This window comes from Streptomyces sp. NPDC001890 (genome assembly GCF_042891445.1).
Classification (GTDB): domain Bacteria; phylum Actinomycetota; class Actinomycetes; order Streptomycetales; family Streptomycetaceae; genus Streptomyces.
This window is the reverse complement of record NZ_JBIATE010000028.1, coordinates 38,548-59,064: the sequence shown is the minus strand read 5'-3', so window position 1 is coordinate 59,064 and position 20,517 is coordinate 38,548. Positions and strand designations below refer to the sequence as shown.

Below are 20,517 nucleotides of genomic sequence, written 5' to 3'. Positions count from 1 at the left end.
CGGTCAGGCGGATGCCTCGGTGAGTTCGGCCAGTTCCTGCTCGGTCAGGGTGAGGTCCGCGACGGCCAGCAGCGCGGGCAGCTGCTCGACCGTACGGGCCGAGGCGATCGGCGCGGCCACGGTCGGCCGGGAGGCGAGCCAGGCCAGCGCGACGGTCGCGATCTCCACACCGCGCTCCTGGGCGACCTTGTCCAGCGCTGCCAGGACCTTCTGCCCGCGCTCCGACTCCAGGTGCGCGCGGGCACCCTCCGCCCGCGCGCTCTCCACCGACGTGCCCGGACGGTACTTGCCGGTGAGGAATCCGGAGGCCAGGGCGAAGTACGGCACAGCGCCGAGCCCGGCGCGGGCCACCGTGTCCTGGAGCTCGCCCTCGTACGTGTCGCGGGAGACCAGGTTGTAGTGCGGCTGAAGGGCGACGTAACGGGCCAGCCCCTCGCGCTCCGAGAAGTCCAGGGACGCCTGGAGCCGCGCGGGGCCGATGTTGGAGGCGGCGATCTCGCGGACCTTGCCCTCCTTCACCAGCTGGTCCAGGGCGGTGATGATGTCCTCGACCGGCACGGTCTCGTCGTCGAAGTGCGTGTAATAGAGGTCGATGTACTCGGTGCCGAGCCGGCGCAGCGATTCCTCGGCCGCGGCCTTGATGTTGGCGGGCGCGAGCCCCTGGTACCGGGGGTGGGTACTGACCTTCGTGGCGACGACGATGTCGGAGCGGTTGCCGCGCGCGGCCAGCCACTTGCCGATGACGGTCTCGGACTCGCCGCCCTCGTTGCCCGGGACCCAGGCGGAGTACCCGTCGGCGGTGTCGATGAAGTTGCCGCCGGCCGCGGCGTACGCGTCCAGCACCGCGAACGACTGCGCCTCGTCGGCGGTCCAGCCGAAGACGTTGCCACCGAGAGCGAGCGGGAAGACCTGGAGGTCGGAAGGGCCCAGCTTACGAAGAGAAGTCATAAGTGGATCAACGGATTCCGGATGGCGCGCTATTCCGAATCACTCATGGCAGGCCGCCCACAAAAGACCGGCAGCCCTGACGTCGGGGGGTGAGCGTCAGGACTGCCGGGGTTCTCAGGGGTTGAGGCCCTTGCTGCGGAGCCAGGCCATCGGGTCGATGCCCGTGCCGTCGGCGGTGTGGACCTCCAGGTGGAGGTGGGGGCCCGTCACGTTGCCGGTCGCGCCGACCCGGCCGATGGTGTCACCGGTGGTGACCTTCTGGCCGACGCTGACGCCGATCGAGGACTGGTGGCAGTACCAGATCTCCGTACCGTCCTCCAGCTCCAGCACGGTGCGGTAGCCGTACGAGCCGGCCAGGCCCGCCGACTTGATCGTGCCGCCGTGGACGGCCTTGATCGGGGTGCCGGTCGGGGCGGCGAAGTCGAGGCCGGTGTGGTAGCCGGAGGACCACATCGAACCGGCCTGGCCGTAGGTCGAGGTGATCGTGTACGAGAAGGTCGGGATGGCGTAGCTGGCGGCGAGCTTGGCGAGCCGGGCGGCCTCCGCCTTCTTCCTGGCCTCCTCCTCCGCCTTCTTCTTCTCGGCGGCGGCCTTGGCCTGGGCCTCGTCCTGCTGCTTCTGGGCCTCGGCGGCCGCCTTCTCCGCGGCCCTCTTCTCCTCGGCCGCCTTGGCCTCGGCGTCGGCGGCGTCCTGCTGCTGCTCGGCCTGCTGGAGGATGCGGGCGCGGAGCGCCTCACCCGCGTCCGTCGTGCCCTGCTCCGCCTCGGCGGTGGTGATGCCGGCGGTGGTGAGCGGGGCGGCGGCGGCCGCGACCTCGGACTTGTCCGTCTCGGACTCGCCGGAGAACAGGGCGCCCACGCCGGGAAGGGACTTGGCGTCGGGGAGGTTGTCCGTGATGGCGTCGGGCATGGAGATGGAGACCGGCGGCTTGCTCTGCGCGGAGGCCATGCCACCCGCACCGACCGCCGCTATGACGCCGACACCCAGCACCGTGGAACTGCGGGCGAGCCCGTTGCGCTGCTTGGCGACGCGGTGCTTGCCGCGCACCGGGCGGACGGACTCCTCGGTGGGGTTCCACTCGTCCCAGCCACGGTCGGGCTCACTGGTGAACCCACCGGTGAAGTTGCCTTCGGGCCCGGTGCCGTAGTCGTGATCGAACCGGGACGGGGCCTCGGGGGCAGGCTTGTTGGACGCCACGGGGGCGCACTCCTTTCCTTCCTTCTCGCCTACCGGGTTAGCTGACGGGTTCGGAGCAGGAAGGTCTCCTACGGGCCCCTCTGCCTCTCACGAGACACAGGTGTCCGATTCACCCCATGTAGGTGGTTCCCCGGTTCCCTTGCGGAATTCGGCGCTCGCGCACGGCGCCGCCACTGATGACGGCTGGGACGACCGCGCTGCGTTATCGAACGTTAATAGACACCGGGGCCGTATTCCAAGCCGTTCCCACTGATCGTTCACTTCTTTGGCCTGGACTTTACGGGGCACAAGCGGGCGGAATCGGACGAGTTGACCGACCCTCAGCCACTACCCCGTTTCTGACGTTGCGTCAAACGTTATGCGGAGCGGTGCCTTTCAGTTACGCACGGTGGCATCACCCCATCACACCACCACCCCCGCCCACACCTCACGTCTCCTCACGTTTCCCGCACCCCCTCATTCCTCCGCCCACCCCTCACGTCTCCTCGGCACCGACGATCCGCACGGTCCTCCGCCGGTCCGGCTGCCCCTCGGCCGGGCGTGCGACCGCGAGCAACGCCATGTCGTCGGTCGTCTCGCCGCCCGTGTGCAGCCGCACGTCATCGGTCAGGGCGGACAGCAGCTCCTCGGGCCCCGGGAAGATCCGCCCGCGCAGCCGGGCCGCCGGATCGTAGAAGACCCCCTCGGCGTCCCGCGCCTCCGAGAGGCCGTCCGTGTAGAGGAGCAGAGTCGTCCCGGCCGGCAGCTCCCACTCGTCCGTGCACTCCGGCCACACCCCCAGCCCCATCCCGATCGGCAGCGCGGGCACGGAGGGCTTCAGCACCTCCAGCGCCCCGTCCGAATGCAGCAGGATCGGCTCGGGGTGCCCCCGGTTGACGATCCGCACCCGGGACAGCCCGTACGGGATCTCGGCCAGCACGGCGGTGATGAAGCCCTCCAGCACATCGAGCCCGCCCCGCCGCGCCTCCTCCCGCGCCAGCGCCCGCTCCAGCCGCCCCGCCACCCCCTCCAACGAGGATTCCTGCTCGGCCGCCTCGCGGAACGCCCCGATGACCACCGCCACCGTCTCGACGGCGTCGAGCCCCTTCCCCCGTACGTCACCGACCACCAGCCGCACCCCGTGCGGGGTGTCCGCCACGGCGAACAGGTCACCGCCGACGAACTCGTCCGCCTGAGCCGCCTCGTACCGCGCCGCGACATGCAGTCCGCCGATCCGGTCGGACGGCTTCGGCAGCACCGCGCGCATCGCCGTCTCCGCGATGTACCGCGCGGAGGCCAGCTGCTCGTTGCCGCGCCGCACGACCCCGTTGATCACCACCGCGAGGATCGAAACGGTGGCCAGGGTGAGCAGCTCGATCAACGGCACGGCTTCCGGCAACGAGCTGGTGTACAGCCGCAGCGCGATGACGGCGAGCATCGAGGCGACAGCGGTGCAAACGGTGCTGGCCAGCGAGAAGAACGGGGCGGCGATCAGCGGAGCGGCCACGAACAGCGGGATGGCGGTGAAGGTCGGCGGGGTGAGGGCGTCGAACACCAGCCCGCCGAGAATCATCAGAGCCGGCAGCATCCGTACGAACCGCCGGGTACCGGCGCCGCCCCCGGCATGCTTGCCGCGCCGCCTCTCCCGCTTCCACACCTGTGGTCTCCTGCCCGGTACGCGCGCGGCTGCGGACGGTACCGCGCCCCACCCTCAGGCTCGCCGGATCGGAACGGTGCGGCGACTCCTCTTCGGCCAATGGGGGGAACGGGGGACATGGGCACAGCGAAACGAATCAGGCCCGGCACGCTGCATGCGTGCCGGGCCTGATCCTTCAGTAGCGGGGACAGGATTTGAACCTGCGACCTCTGGGTTATGAGCCCAGCGAGCTACCGAGCTGCTCCACCCCGCGTCGGTGAAGACAACTCTACGGCATCTCCGGAGCCCTTTTGACCACTCGGGTCCGCCCGCCCTTCATTCCGTCCTCCTGACGCTTCACCGGGTCCACGCCCCGTTGCAGCGAGTGGAGGATCGCCAGCCCCTGACCGACGACGCCCGCCGCCAACTCGTTGACACCGTTGGTGCCGTTGAGAACGGTGAGGTCGGCGCCGGACATCCCCCGGGCGGCCGCGTCGGCCAGGGCGGGCAGGTTCTCCACGATGCGGTTGGCCGCGATGAGCTCCTGGTTGCCGTCACGCAGCGACGCGGCGCGCACACTGTTGGCGTCGGCCTGCGCCTGGGCGAGGGTCCGCTCGGTGTACGCGTTGCCGTCCGCCTCGAACTTCACCCGGTCCCGGGCCGCCTCCGCCAGGGTGCGCTGCCGGTACGCCTCGGCGTCCGCCGGGCGCCGGACCTCCGCCTCCAGCTGCTGCGCGGCGAGCGCGGCCTGCCGCTCGGCCAGTGCGGTCTGCTCCTCGATGACCTCCTGCGAGGCCCTGGCGCCGGCGAGCGGCCCGGCCTGCGCGGCGCGGGCGTTGTACTGCTCGGTCTCGGCGAGGAAGCCGGCCCGCTTGATCGCGGTGTCGCGCTCGTACTCCGCCTTGAGCGCGGCGGCCTGCTGCTCGCGCTGGCTGGCCTCCTGGTCGGCCTTGGCCTCGGCGATCCGGGCCTGGCTGGCGACCGCGGCGGCGTGCGGGGCCGCGAGGTTCTTGATGTAGCCGGTGGCGTCGTCGATCTCCTGGATCTGGAGGGCGTCCACGACGATGCCGAGCTTCTCCATCTCGCCGTGGCTGCCCGCGATGACCTCCTGGGAGACCCGGTTGCGTTCACGGATGATCTGCTCCACGGTCAGTCCGCCGACGATGGAACGCAGATGCCCGGCGAAGATCCGCCCGACGAGCTCCTCCATCTGGTCCTGCTCGGTCAGGAAGCGGCGGGCCGCGTTGGCGATGGACACGGAGTCGTCGCCGACCTTGAAGACGGCCACGGCCCGGACGTTGAGGCGGATGCCCTGCTGCGTCACGCAGTCCTCGGTGATCTCCGCCTCGCGCAGTGCCAGGGAGAGCATCCGCGCCTTCTGCTTCACCGGGAGCACGAAACTGCCGTGGCCGGTGACGATCCGGAACTGGGTGTCCAGGGTCTGCCTGCCCTTGGAACCGGAGATGAGCATCGCCTCGTTGGGGGCGGGAACGTGCCAGAAGAACATGGGAAGACTCCTGCCGTACGTCACTGCGTCGGTGGTGTACGCGACGGTTCCGCGGCGTCCGCGGCGGCTCCGACAGCTCCGACTGCCGCAACGGCCCCGGCGGATCCGCCGGCTCCGGTCCGTTCCGGCTCAGGGCGGCAGGCGTTCCACGATCACGCCGCGCGCCGAGACCGTGTCGACGACCACCACGCGCGCGTCCCTGTCGATCGACGTCGCCGACCACGCGGTGTAGGCCTCGGACCCACCCCGTACGGCCACCAGTACTTCGCCCGGCCCATCGGGCGGAATCGGCACGGTGACACGGCCGACCGCCCCGACCGGGCTCCGGGCGGACTCATCTGCCCTGTGCATGCGTCGCCCTCGCGAGCGTCCCCGCGCACGCCCGCTCACGCCGCTTCTCGTGCGGTGTCCCGCACCGCTTCATGGACACGAGGCGACCCCGCCTCCTGGAGGCCCGAGCCTCCCTCGACATCTCCACGGTACTCCGCGCCCGACTCCGCGCCCGCCTTGCGGAACGGTGCCCGCGGGCGTCCGGCGACCGGCGAGCGGAGGCAGGTATGCGGTGATATGACTGTTTTACCTTTTGATCTCCGACGCGATGAACTCGCGCTGATCTGGGAGCGACACATGGACGACTACTCCTTGCTCGACCTCTTCTGGACCATGCTCTGGTTCTTCCTCTGGGTCATGTGGCTGTTCCTGCTGTTCAAGGTCATCACGGACATCTTCCGCAGCCACGACCTCGGCGGCTGGGGCAAGGCCGGCTGGCTGATCCTCACGCTGCTGCTGCCGTACATCGGCGTGCTGATCTACGTGATCGCGCGCGGCAAGTCCATGAGCAAGCGGGACATCAAGGAGGCCCAGGAACGTGACGCGGCCTTCAAGGCGTACGTACGGGAGGCCGCCGGCACCTCCGAAGCGGGCGGCGCCGAGGCCACGAAACACAAGAGCCACGTCGACGACCTGGCGAAGCTCGCCGAGCTGAGGGACCGGGGCGCCATCACGGACGAGGAGTACCAGCGGGCGAAGACGAAGCTCCTGGTCTGACACCCGCTCCGGCCACGCCCCGGCGTGCATGTCTCCCTCCACGCGGTCCGGCCCACTGGCAACGCGCCAGGACCGCGGGGAGGCTTGAGACATCAGCCACGGCGGGCGGCCGAACGGGGGCGGTCCCCATCTCGACGTACGAGGAGATGGCCCGGCCATGAACGGCACCACGCTCGAAACCCTGGACGCGATGCGGACGGCACTGCGCGGTCCCGTCGTCGGCCCCCGGGACCCGGAGTACCGCGAGGCCCGCACCGTCCACAACGCCATGATCGACAGACGGCCGGCGGCGGTGGTGCGGTGCTCCGACGCGGCGGACGTCATGGCCGCCGTCGGCTTCGTACGGGACGCGGGCCTCACGCTCGCGGTCCGCGGCGGCGGCCACAGCGGTGCGGGCCTGTGCCTGGTGGACGACGGCGTCACCGTCGACCTCTCGCCCATGCGCTGGACGCACGTCGACCCCGCCGCGCGGACGGCCACGGTCGGCGGCGGCACCACGCTCGGCGACCTCGACCACGCCACCCACGCCTTCGGGCTGGCCACCCCCTCCGGAATCCTGTCGTCCACCGGCATCGGCGGCCTCGCCCTCGGCGGCGGCCACGGCTACCTCACCCGCAAGTACGGCCTGACGATCGACAACCTGCTGGCCGCGGACGTGGTCCTGGCGGACGGCACGTCGGTGCGGGCCGACAGCACCAACCACCCCGACCTGTTCTGGGCGCTGCGCGGCGGTGGCGGGAACTTCGGCGTCGTCACCTCCTTCACCTTCCGGCTGCATCCGGTGGACACGGTGGGCGTCGCCATCACGCTCTGGCCGGTCGACCGGGTCCATGACGTACTGCGCTGGTACCGCGACTTCCTTCCGCAGGCCCCCGAGGACCTCAACGGCTTCTTCGCCGCGCTCACCGTGCCGCCGGGGCCCCCGTTCCCGGAGGAGATCCACGGTCAGAAGATGTGCGGCGTGGTGTGGTGCTGGACCGGCGACCCCGGACTCGTCGGGGCCGCCCTCGCAGCCGTCGAGGACGCCGGCCGGCCGGCGTTCCACTTCGTGGCCCCGATGCCGTACACCGTCCTGCAGTCCATGTTCGACGAACTGCTTCCCCCGGGTCTGCAGTGGTACTGGCGCGGCAACTTCTTCGACCGGATCACCGACGACGCCGTCGACGTACACGCCAAGTACACGGAGAACCTCCCCACCGCCCTGTCGACCACGCACCTGTACCCGGTCGACGCGGCAGCCCACCGGCTCGGTCCCGACGACACGGCCTGGGCCTACCGGGACGCGGTCTGGTCCGGCGTCATCGCGGGCATCGACCCGGACCCGGACAACGCCGAGCGGATCAGGCAGTGGTGCGTCGACTACTGGGAGGAGCTGCACCCGCACTCCATGGGCGGTACGTACGTGAACTTCATCGGCGCGGGCGAGAGGCCGGACCGGATACGGGCCACCTACCGCGACCACTACGACCGTCTGGCCGCCATCAAGCGCACCTACGACCCGCACAACTTCTTCCACGCCAACCAGAACATCCGACCGGCGCCGGCGGCCTAGGCAATCCGCCCGGATCGGAGACGGCCGTCGAGGTGCCTACGAGCAGCATCGCCGAGGCCGCGCCGACGGGGGCGGCGGAGGGGCTCATGCGGCGTACTCCCGCGGCGTCGGGGCGGCGGCCGAAGGGGCCAGGACCATGCGGGTGATGCGTTCGGCGATGGCGGCGACCACGGTTCGGGGGCGGCGGGGCGTCAGGTGCGCGGCGAGGGCGTTGCCGAATCCGCTGCACGGCGCCGGCCCGCGCGCGTAGGCCGCTCGGGACTCGCATCTGCCTGCCGAACTGGCGGGAGGCCGGGCCGTGTGGCACGCCTTCAGCGGACAGGTGGGGCGGATCCTGACCACCACCGAGCCTGCGGGGGGAAGCGAATCGTGACGAACCAGCACGCCATGACGGACCAGCAAATACTCGCGGTCTGCCGCAGCACCTGGGAGTACCGGGGCATCGACGACGGCTCCGTATGCGCGGGGCAGGAAGAAGGCCGCCCTCGGCGTCGCCTGGGGGCCATCCGCTCACGCACGAGGCCGGGGAAAACGGAGCGCCCCGACCGGATGAAACCGATCGAGGCGCTGAGCAGCAGGTCACAGGGGGTTCCCCCGCGCTGCCGGCGGTAGGCCGTGTGGGACTCGAACCCACAACCAACGGATTAAAAGTCCGCTGCTCTGCCAATTGAGCTAACGGCCCTCGGCGAATCACCCCTGAGCATAGCCCGCCGGGGCCCGGCCGCCGATCGGGTATCGGTTACCGGGCCCCGTCACGGTGGATTCCCGGTCCGTCAGACGGGGTCGTCCGGGATGATCGTGCCCTTGTGATCCGGTTTGAGGAACCAGTGCCTCGCCGATGCCAGCCACCAGGTCGCCGCGAAGCCCAGGACCACCAGCACCGCGACGGGCGCGTAGTTGAACGTCTCCCAGGTGACCGGCGAGAGCTGCGGCAGCATGAAGAGCACCGTGATGATCAGGACCCAGACCACCGCCACGATGCCGATCGGGCGGGACCAGCGGCCCAGGTGCCAGGGGCCCGGGTCGAAGTCGCTGCCCCGGAGCAGGCGGAGCAACGTGGGGATGACGTAGGCGATGTAGAGGCCGATCACCGCGATCGAGGTCACCGCCGCGTACGCCGTGACGTTGATCAGGTACGGGAGCCCCAGCGCGAGCGCGCCGGCCGCGGCGAGCCAGACCGCGGCGACGGGGGTGCGGGTGCGGGGGCTGACCGTGTGCCAGACGCGGGAGAAGGGCAGGGCCCCGTCGCGCGAGAAGGCGTAGATCATGCGGCTGTTGGCGGTCACCGACGCCATGCCGCAGAAGAGCTGGGCGCCGATCACGATCAGCAGCAGGAGCTTGCCGGTGGTGGCGCCGAGGGCGTCCAGGAGGATCTGGGCGGGCGGGGCGCCGGTCGGCGAGTTCAGCGCCCCGTCGTACGACTGGATGGCGAAGGTGAAGCCGAGGAGCAGGACGAAGCCCGCGATCCAGGAGGTCCAGATCGACCGGACGATGCCCTTCGGGCCGGCCGTCGCCGCGTCGTGGGTCTCCTCCGTCATATGGGCGGAGGCGTCGTAGCCGGTGAAGGTGTACTGCGCCATCAGCAGCCCGATCATCACGACGTAGAAGCCGCTGCCCCAGCCCGTGTTGTTGACGAACTCGGTGAAGACGAAGGACGCCGACCGGTGCGAGTCCGGTACGAAGGTCAGGGCGCCGACGATGACGGCGACGCCGATGACGTGCCACCAGACGCTCACGCTGTTCAGGAACGCGACGATCCTGACCCCGAAGGTGTTGAGCAGGCCGTGCAGCAGCAGGATCGCGGCGAAGAGCAGGATCGTACGGGTGGGGGTGACCTCGAAGCCGAACTGGAGGTTCAGGTACGCACCCAGGAAGGACGCCGCCCCGAAGTCGATCCCGGCGGTGACGGCGACCTGGCCCAGGACGTTGAACCAGCCCGTGAACCAGGCCCAGGCCGCGGCCGAGCGCGGCGGGGCCAGCCGGTGGGCCCAGAAGTAGAGGCCGGCGGAGGTCGGGTACGCCGAACAGATCTCGGCCATCGCCAGGCCGACGAACAGCGTCATCAGGCCGACTCCGACCCAGCCCCAGGTGATGACGGCGGGGCCGCCGGTGTTCATGCCGAAGAGGTAGAGCGTGAGGCAGCCGGAGAGCACCGAGATGATCGTGAACGAGACGGCGTAGTTGGAGAATGCCGACATGCGCCGGGCCAGCGTCTGCGTGTACCCGAGCTGCGCGAGGCGCTCCTCGTCGGAGACGCCCGGTGGTGGTGGTCGGTCCTCGCCTGTGTCGGTTGTCATGCACCCAGCAATTCCCGGGTGCCGGGGCACACATGCGGCCGCCGGGGTCACGACTGGGAAAACGTGCCGGGGCACGAGGGAGGGACGCAGCCCCTTCGTGCCCCTCGTGCCCCGGCGTCGCTCAGGTGATCTTCGTGTACTTCTTCCAGCGCGTGTCGGCCAGCTTCCTCGGCGCCGAGAAACCCCCGGTGTGGTTCGCGTTGTAGAGGTACACCGCACCCGCCGGCGTCCGCGCGAGGATGTCCTGCCGTCCGTTGTGGTCCATGTCCCCGCTGCCGACGATCACGTTGTACTTGCCCCAGCCCGAGCCGATCTTCGTCCGTGGCGCGAAACCGCCCTTGCCGTTGCCCCGGTAGAGCCAGAGCACCCCGGCTCCGTCCCGCGCCACGATGTCCGCGCGCCCGTCGCCCGACAGGTCGCCGCGTCCGGCGATGGCGGTGTAGCTCTTCCAGGTGGTGACCTTCGTACGGCCCGCCAGGGAGCCGTCGCTCTTGCCGCGGTAGAGCCAGATCACGCCCGAGGCGTCCCGGGCGAGGATGTCGGGGAGACCGTCCCCGCTGAGGTCCCGGGCGGCCACGATCCGGTTGTACTTGGACCAACCGGTGCCCAGTTTCACCTTCCCGGCCTTGCCGAGATCGCTGTGGCTCAGGGCACTGGGAATGCGGTACAGCGTGCCGCCCGGCGTACGGGCGAGCAGGTCGCCCTTGCCGTCGCCGCCCAGGTCGCCCAGCTCGGTCATGAAGTCGAACTGGTCGCGCCAGTCGATCATCGAGCCGATGCTGTCGACGTAGCAGTCGCTGAGCCTGCCCTGCTGGTCCGTCGTGCAGAGGTCGATGAGGTCGCCGGGCTCCCGCGCCAGGACCGAGCCGCTGATCCGCTCGTCGAGGTCGACGTCGCGGGTCCAGTCGACGACCGTGGACCGGTAGGAGGAGATCCGGGTGTAGAGCCGTACCCCGCCCGCCACACAGCCGGTGGCCCGGGTGGCCGAGACGGCGATGAGCTTGCCGCCGCCGACGAGCGCCCCGCCCGCGTCACCGAAGCACTGGTCCTCGTCCGCGACGGGCGGCGCGCCCGGGGCCGGTACGGTGCAGAGCGTGCCGCCCGGCAGCGTACGGCCGAGCAGCGCGGCGCAGGACGCCGCCGACCTGAGCACCACCTGCTCGCTGTGGCGGACCCGCGGGGCGTCGGTCAGATCCAGCCCCGCCCACGAGTAGAACGTCGCCCTGGCGCCCTCCGCGTACAGCGCCGTGTCGGCCGACGAGGCGAGCACCGGCTTGCCGTACGAGGCCGGCGTCGCCCGGATCGCCACCGAGACGGCCCCCCGGCGGGTGGCCGCGTCGTACGTCGGGTGGCTGCGATAGCGCGGATCGCTGCCGCCGCTCGACAGCTGACCGCTCGACAGGTCGTACTCCCACTCCATGTCGGCGTGGCTGCGTCCGGTGAAGCAGTCGGGCGTGGCCAGGGTCCGGGTCCTGGACAGCGTGATGCCCGTGCAGGCCCGGTGGGAACCGTCCGCTTCGTCGGCGTAGTGGAGCGGGATGAGCCACGACGGGACCGTCGTGGCCGCGCGGGCCTGCGGCGCGGAACCCAGCAGCCCGGCGAGCACGGCTCCGGCCGCGGCCAGGGTGGTGAGCGCCCTGCCCGCCCCCGGCACCGCGAACCGGCCCCGCGCCGAACGTCCTTCGGTCGTCGAAGTCATCAGAAGACCCCCTTGTAGCCCTGCCAGCCGGTGGCGATCTTCGTGCGTGAGCCGAACGATCCCTTGCCGTTGCCGTTGTTGCGGAAGAGGTTGCCCGAGCGGTCCCGCTCGACGATGTCGGCCTTCCCGTCACCGCTGATGTCGCCCACCCCGACGATGGTGTCGTACGAGGTCCCCCACGCGCCGAAGACCTTCACACGTTCCTTCAGCTTCCCGGTGGCGGTGCCGTCGTAGCGGTAGAGCGTGCCGTCCTTGTGATGGGCCAGCACGTCGCCGTACCCGTCGCCGTCGAGGTCACCGGCGCCCACGACCTTCGAGTAGCCGGTCCAGGACGAGCGGATCTTCACCCCGGCCGTCAGCTTGCCGTGACCGTCATTGGCGAAGAGGTAGACGTCGCTGGTCGACGCCTTGCGTGCGAGCAGGTCGGGCCGGCCGTCACCGGTCAGATCACCGGGCACGGTCAGCACGTTGTACGCGTTCCACCCCGTGCCCAGGGAAGTGTGGCTGCTGCTCGGCGTGTACGGGGATCCGCACTTCCCGGCGTACCGGCGCAGCTCCCCGCCCGGCATCCGTACGAGCATCTCGGCGCACCGGTCGCTGCCCATGTCCCCGAACGGGACCGCCACCGTGCCCTTGGGCCAGCCGGCACCGGAGCGCTTCCAGTCGAACTTCCCCTTGCCCTCGGTGTAGTGCAGGGTCAGCTCGCCCACCGAGTTGAGCGTGACCAGCTCGCCGAAGTCGAAGCCGCCCTGGTCGTGATGGCCCTGGAGGCCGCCGCCGACCGAGATCCTTCCGCCGGTGGTGTACGTGCCTTCGCCCTCGGTCGCCCTGGCCGTCAACGTCCAGGTGTGGTTCCCGTTGAACGGATAGCCGCCCGCGTCGGTCCTGCCGTCCCACGCGACGTCGACCTCGGCGCCCGGCCCCCCGGACATGCTGCGCACCGTGCGACCGTGCGCGTCCTTCACCACGAAGGTCCAGGTCACGGGCCTGTTCAGCTGCCAGGTGCTCTCCCACCGCTGGCCGCCGCTGGTGTCCTTGAGATCGATGTACCCGGAGTCGAGATCCGACTCGATCTTCGCCAGGGGCTGCGCGGGCACCCCGCTCGGCACGATCCGGATCGCCTTGTCCGGGCCGACGTACGCGATGTCGCCGCCGAACTTGTCCACGGCCCAGGTCAGCCGGCGCTGGTCGGCGGTGGTGCCAGCGGGGAGGTCCGCGATCTCCCGGGGCGGTGCGGCCGTCCCGGTGTGGAAGTCGGTGAGCACCAGCTTCCCGGCGGTGCGGTCGTGCCGGACGAGATAGCCGTCGCCGACGAGCGCGTCGCCGGACGGCACCGTGAAGCTCTTCTTCGCCGTACGGTCGTACACCCCGGCGACGCCGCCCGTGCCGCAGTTCCAGTAGATCCAGCGGCCGACGGTCCGGAGTTCCTTGATCACGCACGGGGCGCCGGTGGCGGTGGTGGCGACGACCTTCTTCTGTTCGAGGTCGGTGGCGGTGATCGCTCCGGCGGTGGAACTCGCCGTCCACAGCGCCGATCCCCATACCGAGGCGGCGGTGACGGACCGGGTCATCCGCACATCCGCACTGCGGTACTCGCCGACGGCGTCGACGTACTGCTTGCCCGTCGACGCCGCGTCGTAGACGAAGTAACGTCCGGTCGCGTCCACGAACCGACCGCCGGTCACAGCGGGTTCGCCGAAGCTGTGGAAACTGTTCGCCGTCAGCCAGATCTGGGCGCGCTCCTGCCCGTTCTCGACGAAGAAGCGCCCCACATGGCCGTTGCCGGTGGCGCGCAGCGGTACGCAGGAACCGGCGTCGCACGGCACACGCTGGATATGCGCACCGGTCGCGTAGGTGTCGGCGTATCCCATCGAGGTGGGCGCGCCCACCGTCGCCCCGTCCGCGGCGACCTGCCGCGCGAACACGAACTGCGGCCCGCTCGGGGCGATTTCCACGGTGTTCAGCACTCCACCGGCGAAGTCGATGCCCCAGACTCCGCTGGTCTGCACCGGGGTCGGCGTATCCGCCGCTACAGCGCTCTGCATCGAACCGGGACCGGTGGCGGCCACGGTGAGAACGGCCAGCGCGGCGACACGGCGCCGGGCGCCACGACCGCGTGGAGAAGCAAGGCGAGCCAAAAGGGTCAGTCCTCCCCGAAATGCCCGAAGGCATGAAAGGGCACAGGTGATCAACGGCAGCCCGCCGCAAAGGAATCACGTCATGCTCGCAAAGCCCCCCGGCCCCGCCCCCTGTGCAAGTGGCCGGATGCTAGCAGCGGTTACCCATGTGAGGGAAGTGAAAAGAAAAGCGGGCCCGCTCGTGAAGAGCGGGCCCGCTTTCCGCAGACCTTTCAGCGGACCCTCAGCAGGTCCTCACCGCGTTCAGCCGATGCGCGTTCAGCCGTTGCGCTTCCAGCGCGGCTTGTCGTCGCGGCGGCCGAAGGAACCGGTGTTGGTGCCGGTGCCCCGGTGGTCGTCGCGGCGGCCGGTCGGACGGTCGCCGCCACCGGAGCGGAAGCCGCCGGAGGGACGGTCGTCACGACGGTCGCGGTTGAACGGACGGTCGCTGCCACCGGAGCGGAAGCCACCGGACGGACGGTCGTCACGACGGTCGCGGTTGAACGACGGGCGGTCGTTGTCACGGCGGTCGAAGGAGCGGCCGCCGCGGTCGTCACGACGGTCGTTGGAGCGGAAGCCGCCCGACGGACGGTCGTCACGACGGTCCCGGTTGAACGACGGGCGGTCGTTGTCACGGCGGAAGCCACCGGACGGGCGGTCGTCACGACGGTCGCGGTTGAACGACGGGCGGTCGTTGTCACGGCGGTCCCGGTTGAACGACGGACGGTCGTTGTCACGGCGGTCGAAGGAACGGCCGCCACGGTCGTCACGACGCTGGAAGCCACCACGGTCACCACCGCGGTCGTCCCGGCGGTCGTTGGAGCGGTAGCCACCGCGGTCGCCGCCACGGCTGTCCCGGCGGTCGAAGTTGCCCCGGTCGTCGCGACGGTCGTCACGGGCGGCGGGCTGCTCCGGCACGGAGACGGCGGCCTCGATCGCGGCCTCCGCCTCGGCGGCGACCTCGGCCACGGCGGCCTCGGGGTCGTCGCCCCGCTCGCGGGCGGCACGGGCGACGAGGCGGTCGGCCTCCTCGCGCAGCTCACCGGCGCGGCGCTGGACGCGCTCCAGCTGCTTGGTCAGGTCGGCGACCTCGCGCTCGGCCTGCTTGGCGGCGTTGTTCGCGGAGTCGGCCTGGACCTCGGTCAGCGAACGGGCACCGGTGATCTCGGCGACCTCCGGGTCGAAGGCGCCGGCGCCGCCGACGATGTGGCGCGAGGCGTCGACGCCCGCGTCCTCCATCAGGCGGAAGATCTGACGGCGCTGGTGCGGCAGCGCCAGCGAGACGACGACACCCGACTTGCCGGCGCGGGCGGTACGGCCCGAGCGGTGCAGGTAGTCCTTGTGGTCACCGGCCGGGTCCACGTTCAGCACCAGGTCGATGCCGTCCACGTGGATACCGCGGGCGGCGACGTCGGTCGCGACGAGCGCGTTGACGTAGCCGTCCTTGAAGTCGGCGAGCACCCGGGTACGGGCGCCCTGCGTCATGCCGCCGTGCAGCGCGTCCGCCTTGACGCCCGCCTCGACGAGCTGCTCGGCGATGCGGTCGGCGCCCAGCTGGGTGCGGACGAAGATGATGGTGCGGCCCTTGCGGGCGGCGATGGCGGAGGTGACCGGCGCCTTGTCCTTCGGCTTCACGACGAGGACGTGGTGCGTCATGGTCGTGACGTTGCCCTGGGCGCTGTCGACCTCGTGGCTCACCGGGTTGTCCAGGTAGCGCTTGACCAGCGTGCCGATCTCGTTCTCCATCGTGGCGGAGAAGAGCATGCGCTGACCGCCGACCGGAACCTGGTCGAGCAGCTCGGTGACCTCGGGCAGGAAGCCCAGGTCGGACATCTGGTCGGCCTCGTCGAGGACGGCGACCTGGACGTTCTCCAGGGAGCAGGCGCCCCGGTTGATGATGTCGCGCAGCCGGCCCGGGGTGGCGACGAGGATGTCGACACCGCGCTCCAGCGCGTAGATCTGGTTGCCCATCGACGTACCGCCGCAGACGACCTTCATCTTCAGGCCGAGCACGTCGCCGTACGGCTGGAGCGCGTCCGCGACCTGCATCGCGAGCTCACGGGTCGGGGTGAGGATGACCGCGCGGGGCTTCTTCTTCTCGGTGTGGCCGCCGGCCAGCGTGGCCAGGGTCGGCAGACCGAAGGAGAGGGTCTTGCCGGAGCCGGTACGGCCACGGCCCAGGATGTCCTTGCCGGCCAGGGCGTCCGGGATGGTCGCGGCCTGGATCGGGAAGGGCGCCGTCACACCGTTCTGCGCGAGCTTGCGGACGATGCCCTCGGGCAGGCCCAGGTCGGCGAAGGTGATGGTCGGCTCGGCGTCCGCGTCGGCCTCGGCGGAGTCGGTGTCGGCCTGCTCGGCCCGGGGGGCGTCCGCCTCGATGGCACCGGCGGACTCGGCGATCACGGCCTCCGCGGCCTCGACGAGCTCGTCGTTCTCGATGTTCTCGGGCATGACGGTGTGGTCAGAACTGGAAATTGACATGCGAAATGCGAAACCTTCCGGAGTCTCGGCACGCGCCCGTAACTCCGTGATTCGCAATTTCGACCGCCTCAATGCGGTCCAGCCACGGCAAGGGAGAGTACGCGCCACACGGCGCGCTTCTGTTTCGGCGCCGGGCAATGGGATCAAACGATCTACTACCATACGCACTCCACCCCACATCGCGCAAACCGGCCCTCTCCCTCCCCTCGCTAAACCGGTCCCACCTGCGGCGATACCTCGGGAGTCCGCAGCGGACGCGACGCCCTCGACGCCCCCATCGCCTCACTGCGGAGCTGTGCGGCCGGCGAGGCGGACGGCTGCGGCGAGGTCTCGGAGGGCTCCGGCTCGGGCGTGTCCGGCGGCTCGGGGGTCGCCGGCCCGGACGGCGCGGGCGAGGTGGGCTGCTCCGGCACCCCGGGGCCGGACTGCGAGGCGGAGGGCGTCGGCACCGGACCACCCCGGCCCGGCTCCGCGTCCCCTTCCCGCTCCCCGCCCTGCCGTACGTCACCGGGCTCGGCCGGGGCCCCGGCCGAGCCGCTCGGTTCCGGCGACTCGGCGGCCTCCCGCTCGGAGTGCGCCTCGGCCCTGCCCCCACCACGGACCCTGCCGGTACCCGCCACGGTGCCGCCGTCCGGCTGGGCGGCGCTCCCCGCGTGCTCGGGCGACGGAGAGGGCGACGGAGCCGGTTTCCCCCCGTCGTCGCCGATGCTCATGCAGCCGGTGGACGCGGCGACGGTCGCGGCGACGACGGCCGCCCATCGGACGGGGACGGACAACTGGCGCACGGGAGGCACCTCCGGGGGTACGAAGAGGGGGCGGAGCGGTACGGGAGAAGAGGGGGCTCCGTGCCCAACTCCCTTTGCCCCACCGGGGACACGCCCCCGCTCCCGTCCCGCACACCACCCGCACGCCTCCCACCGCGATTCCGCACGCACACACCACCGGGCGGGCGGCGGTCCGGCCGGGAGCGGTCCGGCGGCGAGCGGTCCGCTCACCCGTAGCCGAGCGCGTGCAGCCTCGCGTCGTCGATGCCGAAGTGGTGGGCGATCTCGTGGACGACCGTGATCTCGGTCTCGGCGACGACGTCCTCGCGGGACTCGCACATCCGGAGGGTCGGCCCGCGGTAGATGGTGATCCGGTCCGGCAGCACCCCCGCGTACCACTCGCCGCGATCGGTCAGCGGCGTCCCCTCGTACAGCCCGAGCAGCTCGGGATCCCCCGGGTCGGGTTCGTCCTCGACGAACACCGCGACGTTGTCCATCAGCCGCGTCAGCTCCGGCGGGATCCGGTCCAGCGCCTCGGCGACCAGTTCTTCGAACTCTTCGCGCGTCATCTCCAGCACCCCGCCATTGTCCCGTACCGCCGGTCCCGGCGCCCCGGTCCGGACGGCCCGTACGAACGTCTCCGCCCCGGGGCGCGCACCCCTGCCGGGCGCTCCCGGTAAACCGTTTTGGCGATAGCCGCCGCCATCCCATATGCTTCTCACGTCCCCGACGCGCTGGAAAGCGCGCAGGTGGGCCCTTAGCCCTCATCGTCTAGTGGCCCAGGACGCCGCCCTTTCAAGGCGGTAGCACGGGTTCGAATCCCGTTGGGGGCACGCTTAACCGTGTGCGAGACTTGTCTCGCACATTAGCTTGGTCCTGTGGAGCAGTTTGGAGTGCTCGCCACCCTGTCAAGGTGGAGGCCGCGGGTTCAAATCCCGTCAGGACCGCTGCAGCCCTTATGAGCTGCGTGGCTGGGTAGCTCAGTTGGTACGAGCGATCGCCTGAAAAGCGATAGGTCGCCGGTTCGATCCCGGCCCCAGCCACCACCCGAAGGCCCCGTCCACCGGACGGGGCCTTCGCCGTGTCAGACCTCTTCCCGGTCCGCCGGGTTCACGCCCTGCCGGCCGCGCCACGCCCGTACCGCCAGAACCAGCAGCACCACCGCGACCACGGCCACCAGCGCCATGGCGTCCGGCACGTGCTCGCCGATGCGCTGGGCCCACTGCTCCACGGCGAACGAATCGTCCACGTCCAGCAGGCCGGGCAGCGCCGTCGTCCCGTCGTACGCGAGGAACAGCGCGCCGAGCGCGATGAAGAAGAGCCCGGACAACAGGGTCGTGGTGTGCAGTTCGAAACGGCCGAGCCGGAAGGCGCGGCCGCGCAGCCAGGCCCGCCGGCCCAGGTCGAAGCGTTCCCAGAGCAGTGCGAGCAGGAAGAGCGGGACCGCCATGCCCAGGGCGTAGACCGCGAGCAGCAGTCCGCCGTAGACCGGGCTGCCGCTGACCGCCGCCACGGTGAGGACGCTGCCGAGGATCGGGCCCGCGCAGAAGCCGGCCAGTCCGTAGACGGCGCCCAGCGCGTAGACCGATACGGCGGTGGTCGGGCGGATCCGGCCGCTGAGGGCGGCGATCCGGCGCGAGGCGAAGCCCAGGCCGACGATCTGCGCGACGCCGAGCGCGATGATCAGCCAGCCCGCGCCGAGGACCAGCGCGTCGCGGTGCTGGTAGAAGAGCCGTCCGGCGTACGAGCCGGCGGCGCCGAGCGGCACCAGGGTGGTGGCCAGACCGGCGTAGAAGATGCCGGTACGGGCCAGCAGACGCGAGGCGGAATCGATGGAGTAGGCGAAGAAGGCGGGCAGCAGCAGCGCGCTGCACGGGCTGACCAGGGCGAGCAGCCCGCCGAGGAAGGCCGCGAAGTAGCCGATGTCAGCGGTCATTTCGCGTCGTCCCCGGAGCCCTGGGAGCCCTTGCCGCTCTCGGTGTCCTTGCTGCTCTTGGCGTCCTCGGTGTTGCGGGCCGTCTCGGCCGCCGCCTCGATGGCCGAGGTGAAGGTCTCCATGGGCTGGGCCCCGGAGATCGGGCGGCCGTTGATCAGGAACGACGGGGTGGACGTCGCGCCGATTCCGTACCCCTGTTCCTGGTCCTTGCCGACGGCGGCGGAGGCGGCGGCGCTGTCCGCGTCGCGGGCGAACCGGTCGAGGTCCGCGACGCCGGCCTGGCGGGCGAGTTCCTTCAGGCGGTCCTTGCCGAACCCCTTCTCCTTGGCCCCCTCGGCGTACGCGGCGGCGTGGAACTGCCAGAAGCGGTCCTGCTGCCCGGCGGCCCAGGCGGCGCGGGCGGCGGCCTCGGACTCGGCGCCGAAGATCGGGAAGTTGCGCCACTCGATGCGCAGGGTGCCGTTGTCCACGTACTTCTTGACCAGGGCGGGCTCGGTGTCGCGGGCGAACTTGCCGCAGTAACCGCACTTGAAGTCGGCGTACTCGATGAGGACCACGGGTGCGTCGGCGCGGCCCTGCGCGAGCTTGTCGCCGGCGTCGCGGCGGGCGAGCTTCGCCAGCTCCGGGTAGACGCCGGCGTCCGGGTCGGCGGTGACCTCGGCGACCGAGGAGGAACCGGAACCCGAATGGTCGGGGGCGGTGGCCTTGTAGGAGACGAAGCCGAGCAGCGCGGCGGCGAGGACGACACCGGCGCCGTAGATCACCGGCTTCCGGGAAGAGGGCTTGCGCGAGGACGCGGACGGGGACTTGGACATGCGGGACTCCGTGCTGGTGAGGCGGAAGGGAAGAGAGTGGCCGGGCGACGCGGGCCGGCTACACCCTCAGCACGGAGAGTTCGACGGGCGTGGGGGCGGCGGGCGCGGGGGTGCGCAGCTTCAGCCGCACGGGTGGGTGGACCGGTCCCTGCCCGATGGCGGCGGGCAGGCCCCACTCGGCGAGGCCGGGGGCCTGGTCGTACGCGGCACGGGCCCGGCCCGGGAGCGCCGGCGCGTCGTCGGGCTTCCGTGTCCTGCCGCATCCCGGCGTCGGGTGCCGGTCGGAGTCAGCCGCCACCACCGGGGCGTCCGTGTCCGCGGCGCCGTCCGGGCCGGCCGTGGTGGCGGCCACGGCCATGGCGGCGGGCGAGGCGCCGCCGCCGGTCACCGCCGTCGCCGGTCCGCAGAACAGCCCCAGCATCACCGCGAGCACCGCCGTCAGGCAGCACCACTGCGTACGGGACACGGCGACCGGCCTTTCCGGACGGGGGCAACGGGTGGTCAGCTGCCCGAAATGGTACGTGCTGTGATCCCGCGGCTCC

General features: G+C 71.0%; 16 protein-coding genes, 5 tRNA genes and 1 riboswitch. Of the genes, 5 read left to right on the top strand and 16 right to left on the bottom strand.

The annotated features are described in order from the left end of the window. Nucleotides 1-3: 3 nt before the first annotated feature. The 6 genes from ACFYY1_RS36660 to ACFYY1_RS36635 all read right to left on the bottom strand — a co-directional run bounded on the left by ACFYY1_RS36660 (nucleotide 4) and on the right by ACFYY1_RS36635 (nucleotide 5,618). A complete protein-coding gene (locus ACFYY1_RS36660; protein ID WP_388593395.1) occupies nucleotides 4-948 on the bottom strand; it encodes an aldo/keto reductase in 945 nt (314 codons plus the stop codon). Between the two features lie 114 nt (nucleotides 949-1,062). After that, nucleotides 1,063-2,145 carry a M23 family metallopeptidase gene (locus tag ACFYY1_RS36655; protein ID WP_388593393.1) on the bottom strand — a complete coding sequence of 361 codons (1,083 nt, stop codon included), beginning with the start codon at nucleotides 2,143-2,145 and terminating at the stop codon, nucleotides 1,063-1,065. Between the two features lie 11 nt (nucleotides 2,146-2,156). Further along, a riboswitch (cyclic di-AMP (ydaO/yuaA leader) is annotated at nucleotides 2,157-2,309 on the bottom strand. Between the two features lie 311 nt (nucleotides 2,310-2,620). Continuing rightward, entirely contained in the window at nucleotides 2,621-3,781 is a 1,161-nt protein-coding gene (locus ACFYY1_RS36650) for a PP2C family protein-serine/threonine phosphatase (RefSeq protein WP_388593390.1), read from the bottom strand. Nucleotides 3,782-3,960: 179 nt separating this feature from the next. Then, a tRNA-Met gene (locus tag ACFYY1_RS36645) sits at nucleotides 3,961-4,034 on the bottom strand. A 15-nt stretch (nucleotides 4,035-4,049) separates the two neighbouring features. After that, nucleotides 4,050-5,267 carry an SPFH domain-containing protein gene (locus ACFYY1_RS36640; RefSeq protein ID WP_388593387.1) on the bottom strand — a complete coding sequence of 406 codons (1,218 nt, stop codon included), beginning with the start codon at nucleotides 5,265-5,267 and terminating at the stop codon, nucleotides 4,050-4,052. Between the two features lie 129 nt (nucleotides 5,268-5,396). Next, entirely contained in the window at nucleotides 5,397-5,618 is a 222-nt protein-coding gene (locus tag ACFYY1_RS36635; RefSeq protein WP_388593385.1) for a hypothetical protein, read from the bottom strand. A 276-nt stretch (nucleotides 5,619-5,894) separates the two neighbouring features. On the opposite strand from ACFYY1_RS36635, the gene ACFYY1_RS36630 reads away from it, so the two are divergent. Together ACFYY1_RS36630 and ACFYY1_RS36625 are read left to right on the top strand one after the other, a co-directional pair. Then, complete coding sequence (locus tag ACFYY1_RS36630) at nucleotides 5,895-6,314, top strand: SHOCT domain-containing protein (RefSeq protein WP_388593382.1); 420 nt, start codon at nucleotides 5,895-5,897, stop codon at nucleotides 6,312-6,314. 157 nt (nucleotides 6,315-6,471) lie between these two features. Then, entirely contained in the window at nucleotides 6,472-7,866 is a 1,395-nt protein-coding gene (locus ACFYY1_RS36625) for an FAD-binding oxidoreductase (RefSeq protein WP_388593379.1), read from the top strand. 609 nt (nucleotides 7,867-8,475) lie between these two features. On the opposite strand, the gene ACFYY1_RS36620 is transcribed toward ACFYY1_RS36625, so the two are convergent. The 7 genes from ACFYY1_RS36620 to ACFYY1_RS36590 all read right to left on the bottom strand — a co-directional run bounded on the left by ACFYY1_RS36620 (nucleotide 8,476) and on the right by ACFYY1_RS36590 (nucleotide 17,802). Next, nucleotides 8,476-8,548: transfer RNA gene (locus tag ACFYY1_RS36620), tRNA-Lys, on the bottom strand. A 91-nt stretch (nucleotides 8,549-8,639) separates the two neighbouring features. Continuing rightward, nucleotides 8,640-10,163 (bottom strand): amino acid permease, encoded by a 1,524-nt coding sequence (locus tag ACFYY1_RS36615; RefSeq protein ID WP_388593378.1) that lies wholly within the window; start codon nucleotides 10,161-10,163, stop codon nucleotides 8,640-8,642. A gap of 121 nt (nucleotides 10,164-10,284) precedes the next feature. After that, on the bottom strand, nucleotides 10,285-11,862 hold the full coding sequence (locus tag ACFYY1_RS36610; protein WP_388593376.1) for an FG-GAP-like repeat-containing protein: 1,578 nt from the start codon (nucleotides 11,860-11,862) through the stop codon (nucleotides 10,285-10,287). Then, entirely contained in the window at nucleotides 11,862-13,871 is a 2,010-nt protein-coding gene (locus ACFYY1_RS36605; protein ID WP_388593373.1) for an FG-GAP-like repeat-containing protein, read from the bottom strand. Before ACFYY1_RS36605 ends, ACFYY1_RS36610 begins: the two co-directional genes overlap by 1 nt. A gap of 387 nt (nucleotides 13,872-14,258) precedes the next feature. Next, entirely contained in the window at nucleotides 14,259-16,430 is a 2,172-nt protein-coding gene (locus ACFYY1_RS36600; protein ID WP_388593371.1) for a DEAD/DEAH box helicase, read from the bottom strand. A gap of 239 nt (nucleotides 16,431-16,669) precedes the next feature. Continuing rightward, complete coding sequence (locus ACFYY1_RS36595; protein ID WP_388593370.1) at nucleotides 16,670-17,245, bottom strand: hypothetical protein; 576 nt, start codon at nucleotides 17,243-17,245, stop codon at nucleotides 16,670-16,672. A gap of 206 nt (nucleotides 17,246-17,451) precedes the next feature. Then, entirely contained in the window at nucleotides 17,452-17,802 is a 351-nt protein-coding gene (locus ACFYY1_RS36590) for a metallopeptidase family protein (protein ID WP_206433537.1), read from the bottom strand. Between the two features lie 182 nt (nucleotides 17,803-17,984). On the opposite strand from ACFYY1_RS36590, the gene ACFYY1_RS36585 reads away from it, so the two are divergent. The 3 genes from ACFYY1_RS36585 to ACFYY1_RS36575 all read left to right on the top strand — a co-directional run bounded on the left by ACFYY1_RS36585 (nucleotide 17,985) and on the right by ACFYY1_RS36575 (nucleotide 18,270). Further along, nucleotides 17,985-18,057 (top strand) — tRNA-Glu (locus tag ACFYY1_RS36585). A 39-nt stretch (nucleotides 18,058-18,096) separates the two neighbouring features. After that, nucleotides 18,097-18,171: transfer RNA gene (locus tag ACFYY1_RS36580), tRNA-Asp, on the top strand. A gap of 22 nt (nucleotides 18,172-18,193) precedes the next feature. Beyond that, a tRNA-Phe gene (locus ACFYY1_RS36575) sits at nucleotides 18,194-18,270 on the top strand. A 38-nt stretch (nucleotides 18,271-18,308) separates the two neighbouring features. Here ACFYY1_RS36575 and ACFYY1_RS36570 read toward each other — a convergent pair. The 3 genes from ACFYY1_RS36570 to ACFYY1_RS36560 are packed head-to-tail and all read right to left on the bottom strand — an operon-like array spanning nucleotide 18,309 to nucleotide 20,441. Next, nucleotides 18,309-19,160 (bottom strand): cytochrome c biogenesis CcdA family protein, encoded by an 852-nt coding sequence (locus tag ACFYY1_RS36570; protein WP_388593369.1) that lies wholly within the window; start codon nucleotides 19,158-19,160, stop codon nucleotides 18,309-18,311. After that, nucleotides 19,157-19,975 carry a DsbA family protein gene (locus tag ACFYY1_RS36565; protein WP_388593368.1) on the bottom strand — a complete coding sequence of 273 codons (819 nt, stop codon included), beginning with the start codon at nucleotides 19,973-19,975 and terminating at the stop codon, nucleotides 19,157-19,159. The genes ACFYY1_RS36570 and ACFYY1_RS36565 overlap by 4 nt, the downstream gene beginning before the upstream one ends. A gap of 58 nt (nucleotides 19,976-20,033) precedes the next feature. Then, a complete protein-coding gene (locus ACFYY1_RS36560) occupies nucleotides 20,034-20,441 on the bottom strand; it encodes a hypothetical protein (RefSeq protein WP_388593365.1) in 408 nt (135 codons plus the stop codon). Between the last annotated feature and the right edge of the window lie 76 nt (nucleotides 20,442-20,517).

Bases quoted from the DNA above. Each gene is read 5' to 3' on its own strand.
- ACFYY1_RS36660 (WP_388593395.1), bottom strand. From the start codon at position 948: ATGACTTCTCTTCGTAAGCTGGGCCCTTCCGACCTCCAGGTCTTCCCG.
- ACFYY1_RS36640 (WP_388593387.1), bottom strand. From the start codon at position 5,267: ATGTTCTTCTGGCACGTTCCCGCCCCCAACGAGGCGATGCTCATCTCC.
- ACFYY1_RS36635 (WP_388593385.1), bottom strand. From the start codon at position 5,618: ATGCACAGGGCAGATGAGTCCGCCCGGAGCCCGGTCGGGGCGGTCGGC.
- ACFYY1_RS36630 (WP_388593382.1), top strand. From the start codon at position 5,895: ATGGACGACTACTCCTTGCTCGACCTCTTCTGGACCATGCTCTGGTTC.
- ACFYY1_RS36625 (WP_388593379.1), top strand. From the start codon at position 6,472: ATGAACGGCACCACGCTCGAAACCCTGGACGCGATGCGGACGGCACTG.
- ACFYY1_RS36615 (WP_388593378.1), bottom strand. From the start codon at position 10,163: ATGACAACCGACACAGGCGAGGACCGACCACCACCACCGGGCGTCTCC.
- ACFYY1_RS36610 (WP_388593376.1), bottom strand. From the start codon at position 11,862: ATGACTTCGACGACCGAAGGACGTTCGGCGCGGGGCCGGTTCGCGGTG.
- ACFYY1_RS36600 (WP_388593371.1), bottom strand. From the start codon at position 16,430: ATGCCCGAGAACATCGAGAACGACGAGCTCGTCGAGGCCGCGGAGGCC.
- ACFYY1_RS36570 (WP_388593369.1), bottom strand. From the start codon at position 19,160: ATGACCGCTGACATCGGCTACTTCGCGGCCTTCCTCGGCGGGCTGCTC.
- ACFYY1_RS36565 (WP_388593368.1), bottom strand. From the start codon at position 19,975: ATGTCCAAGTCCCCGTCCGCGTCCTCGCGCAAGCCCTCTTCCCGGAAG.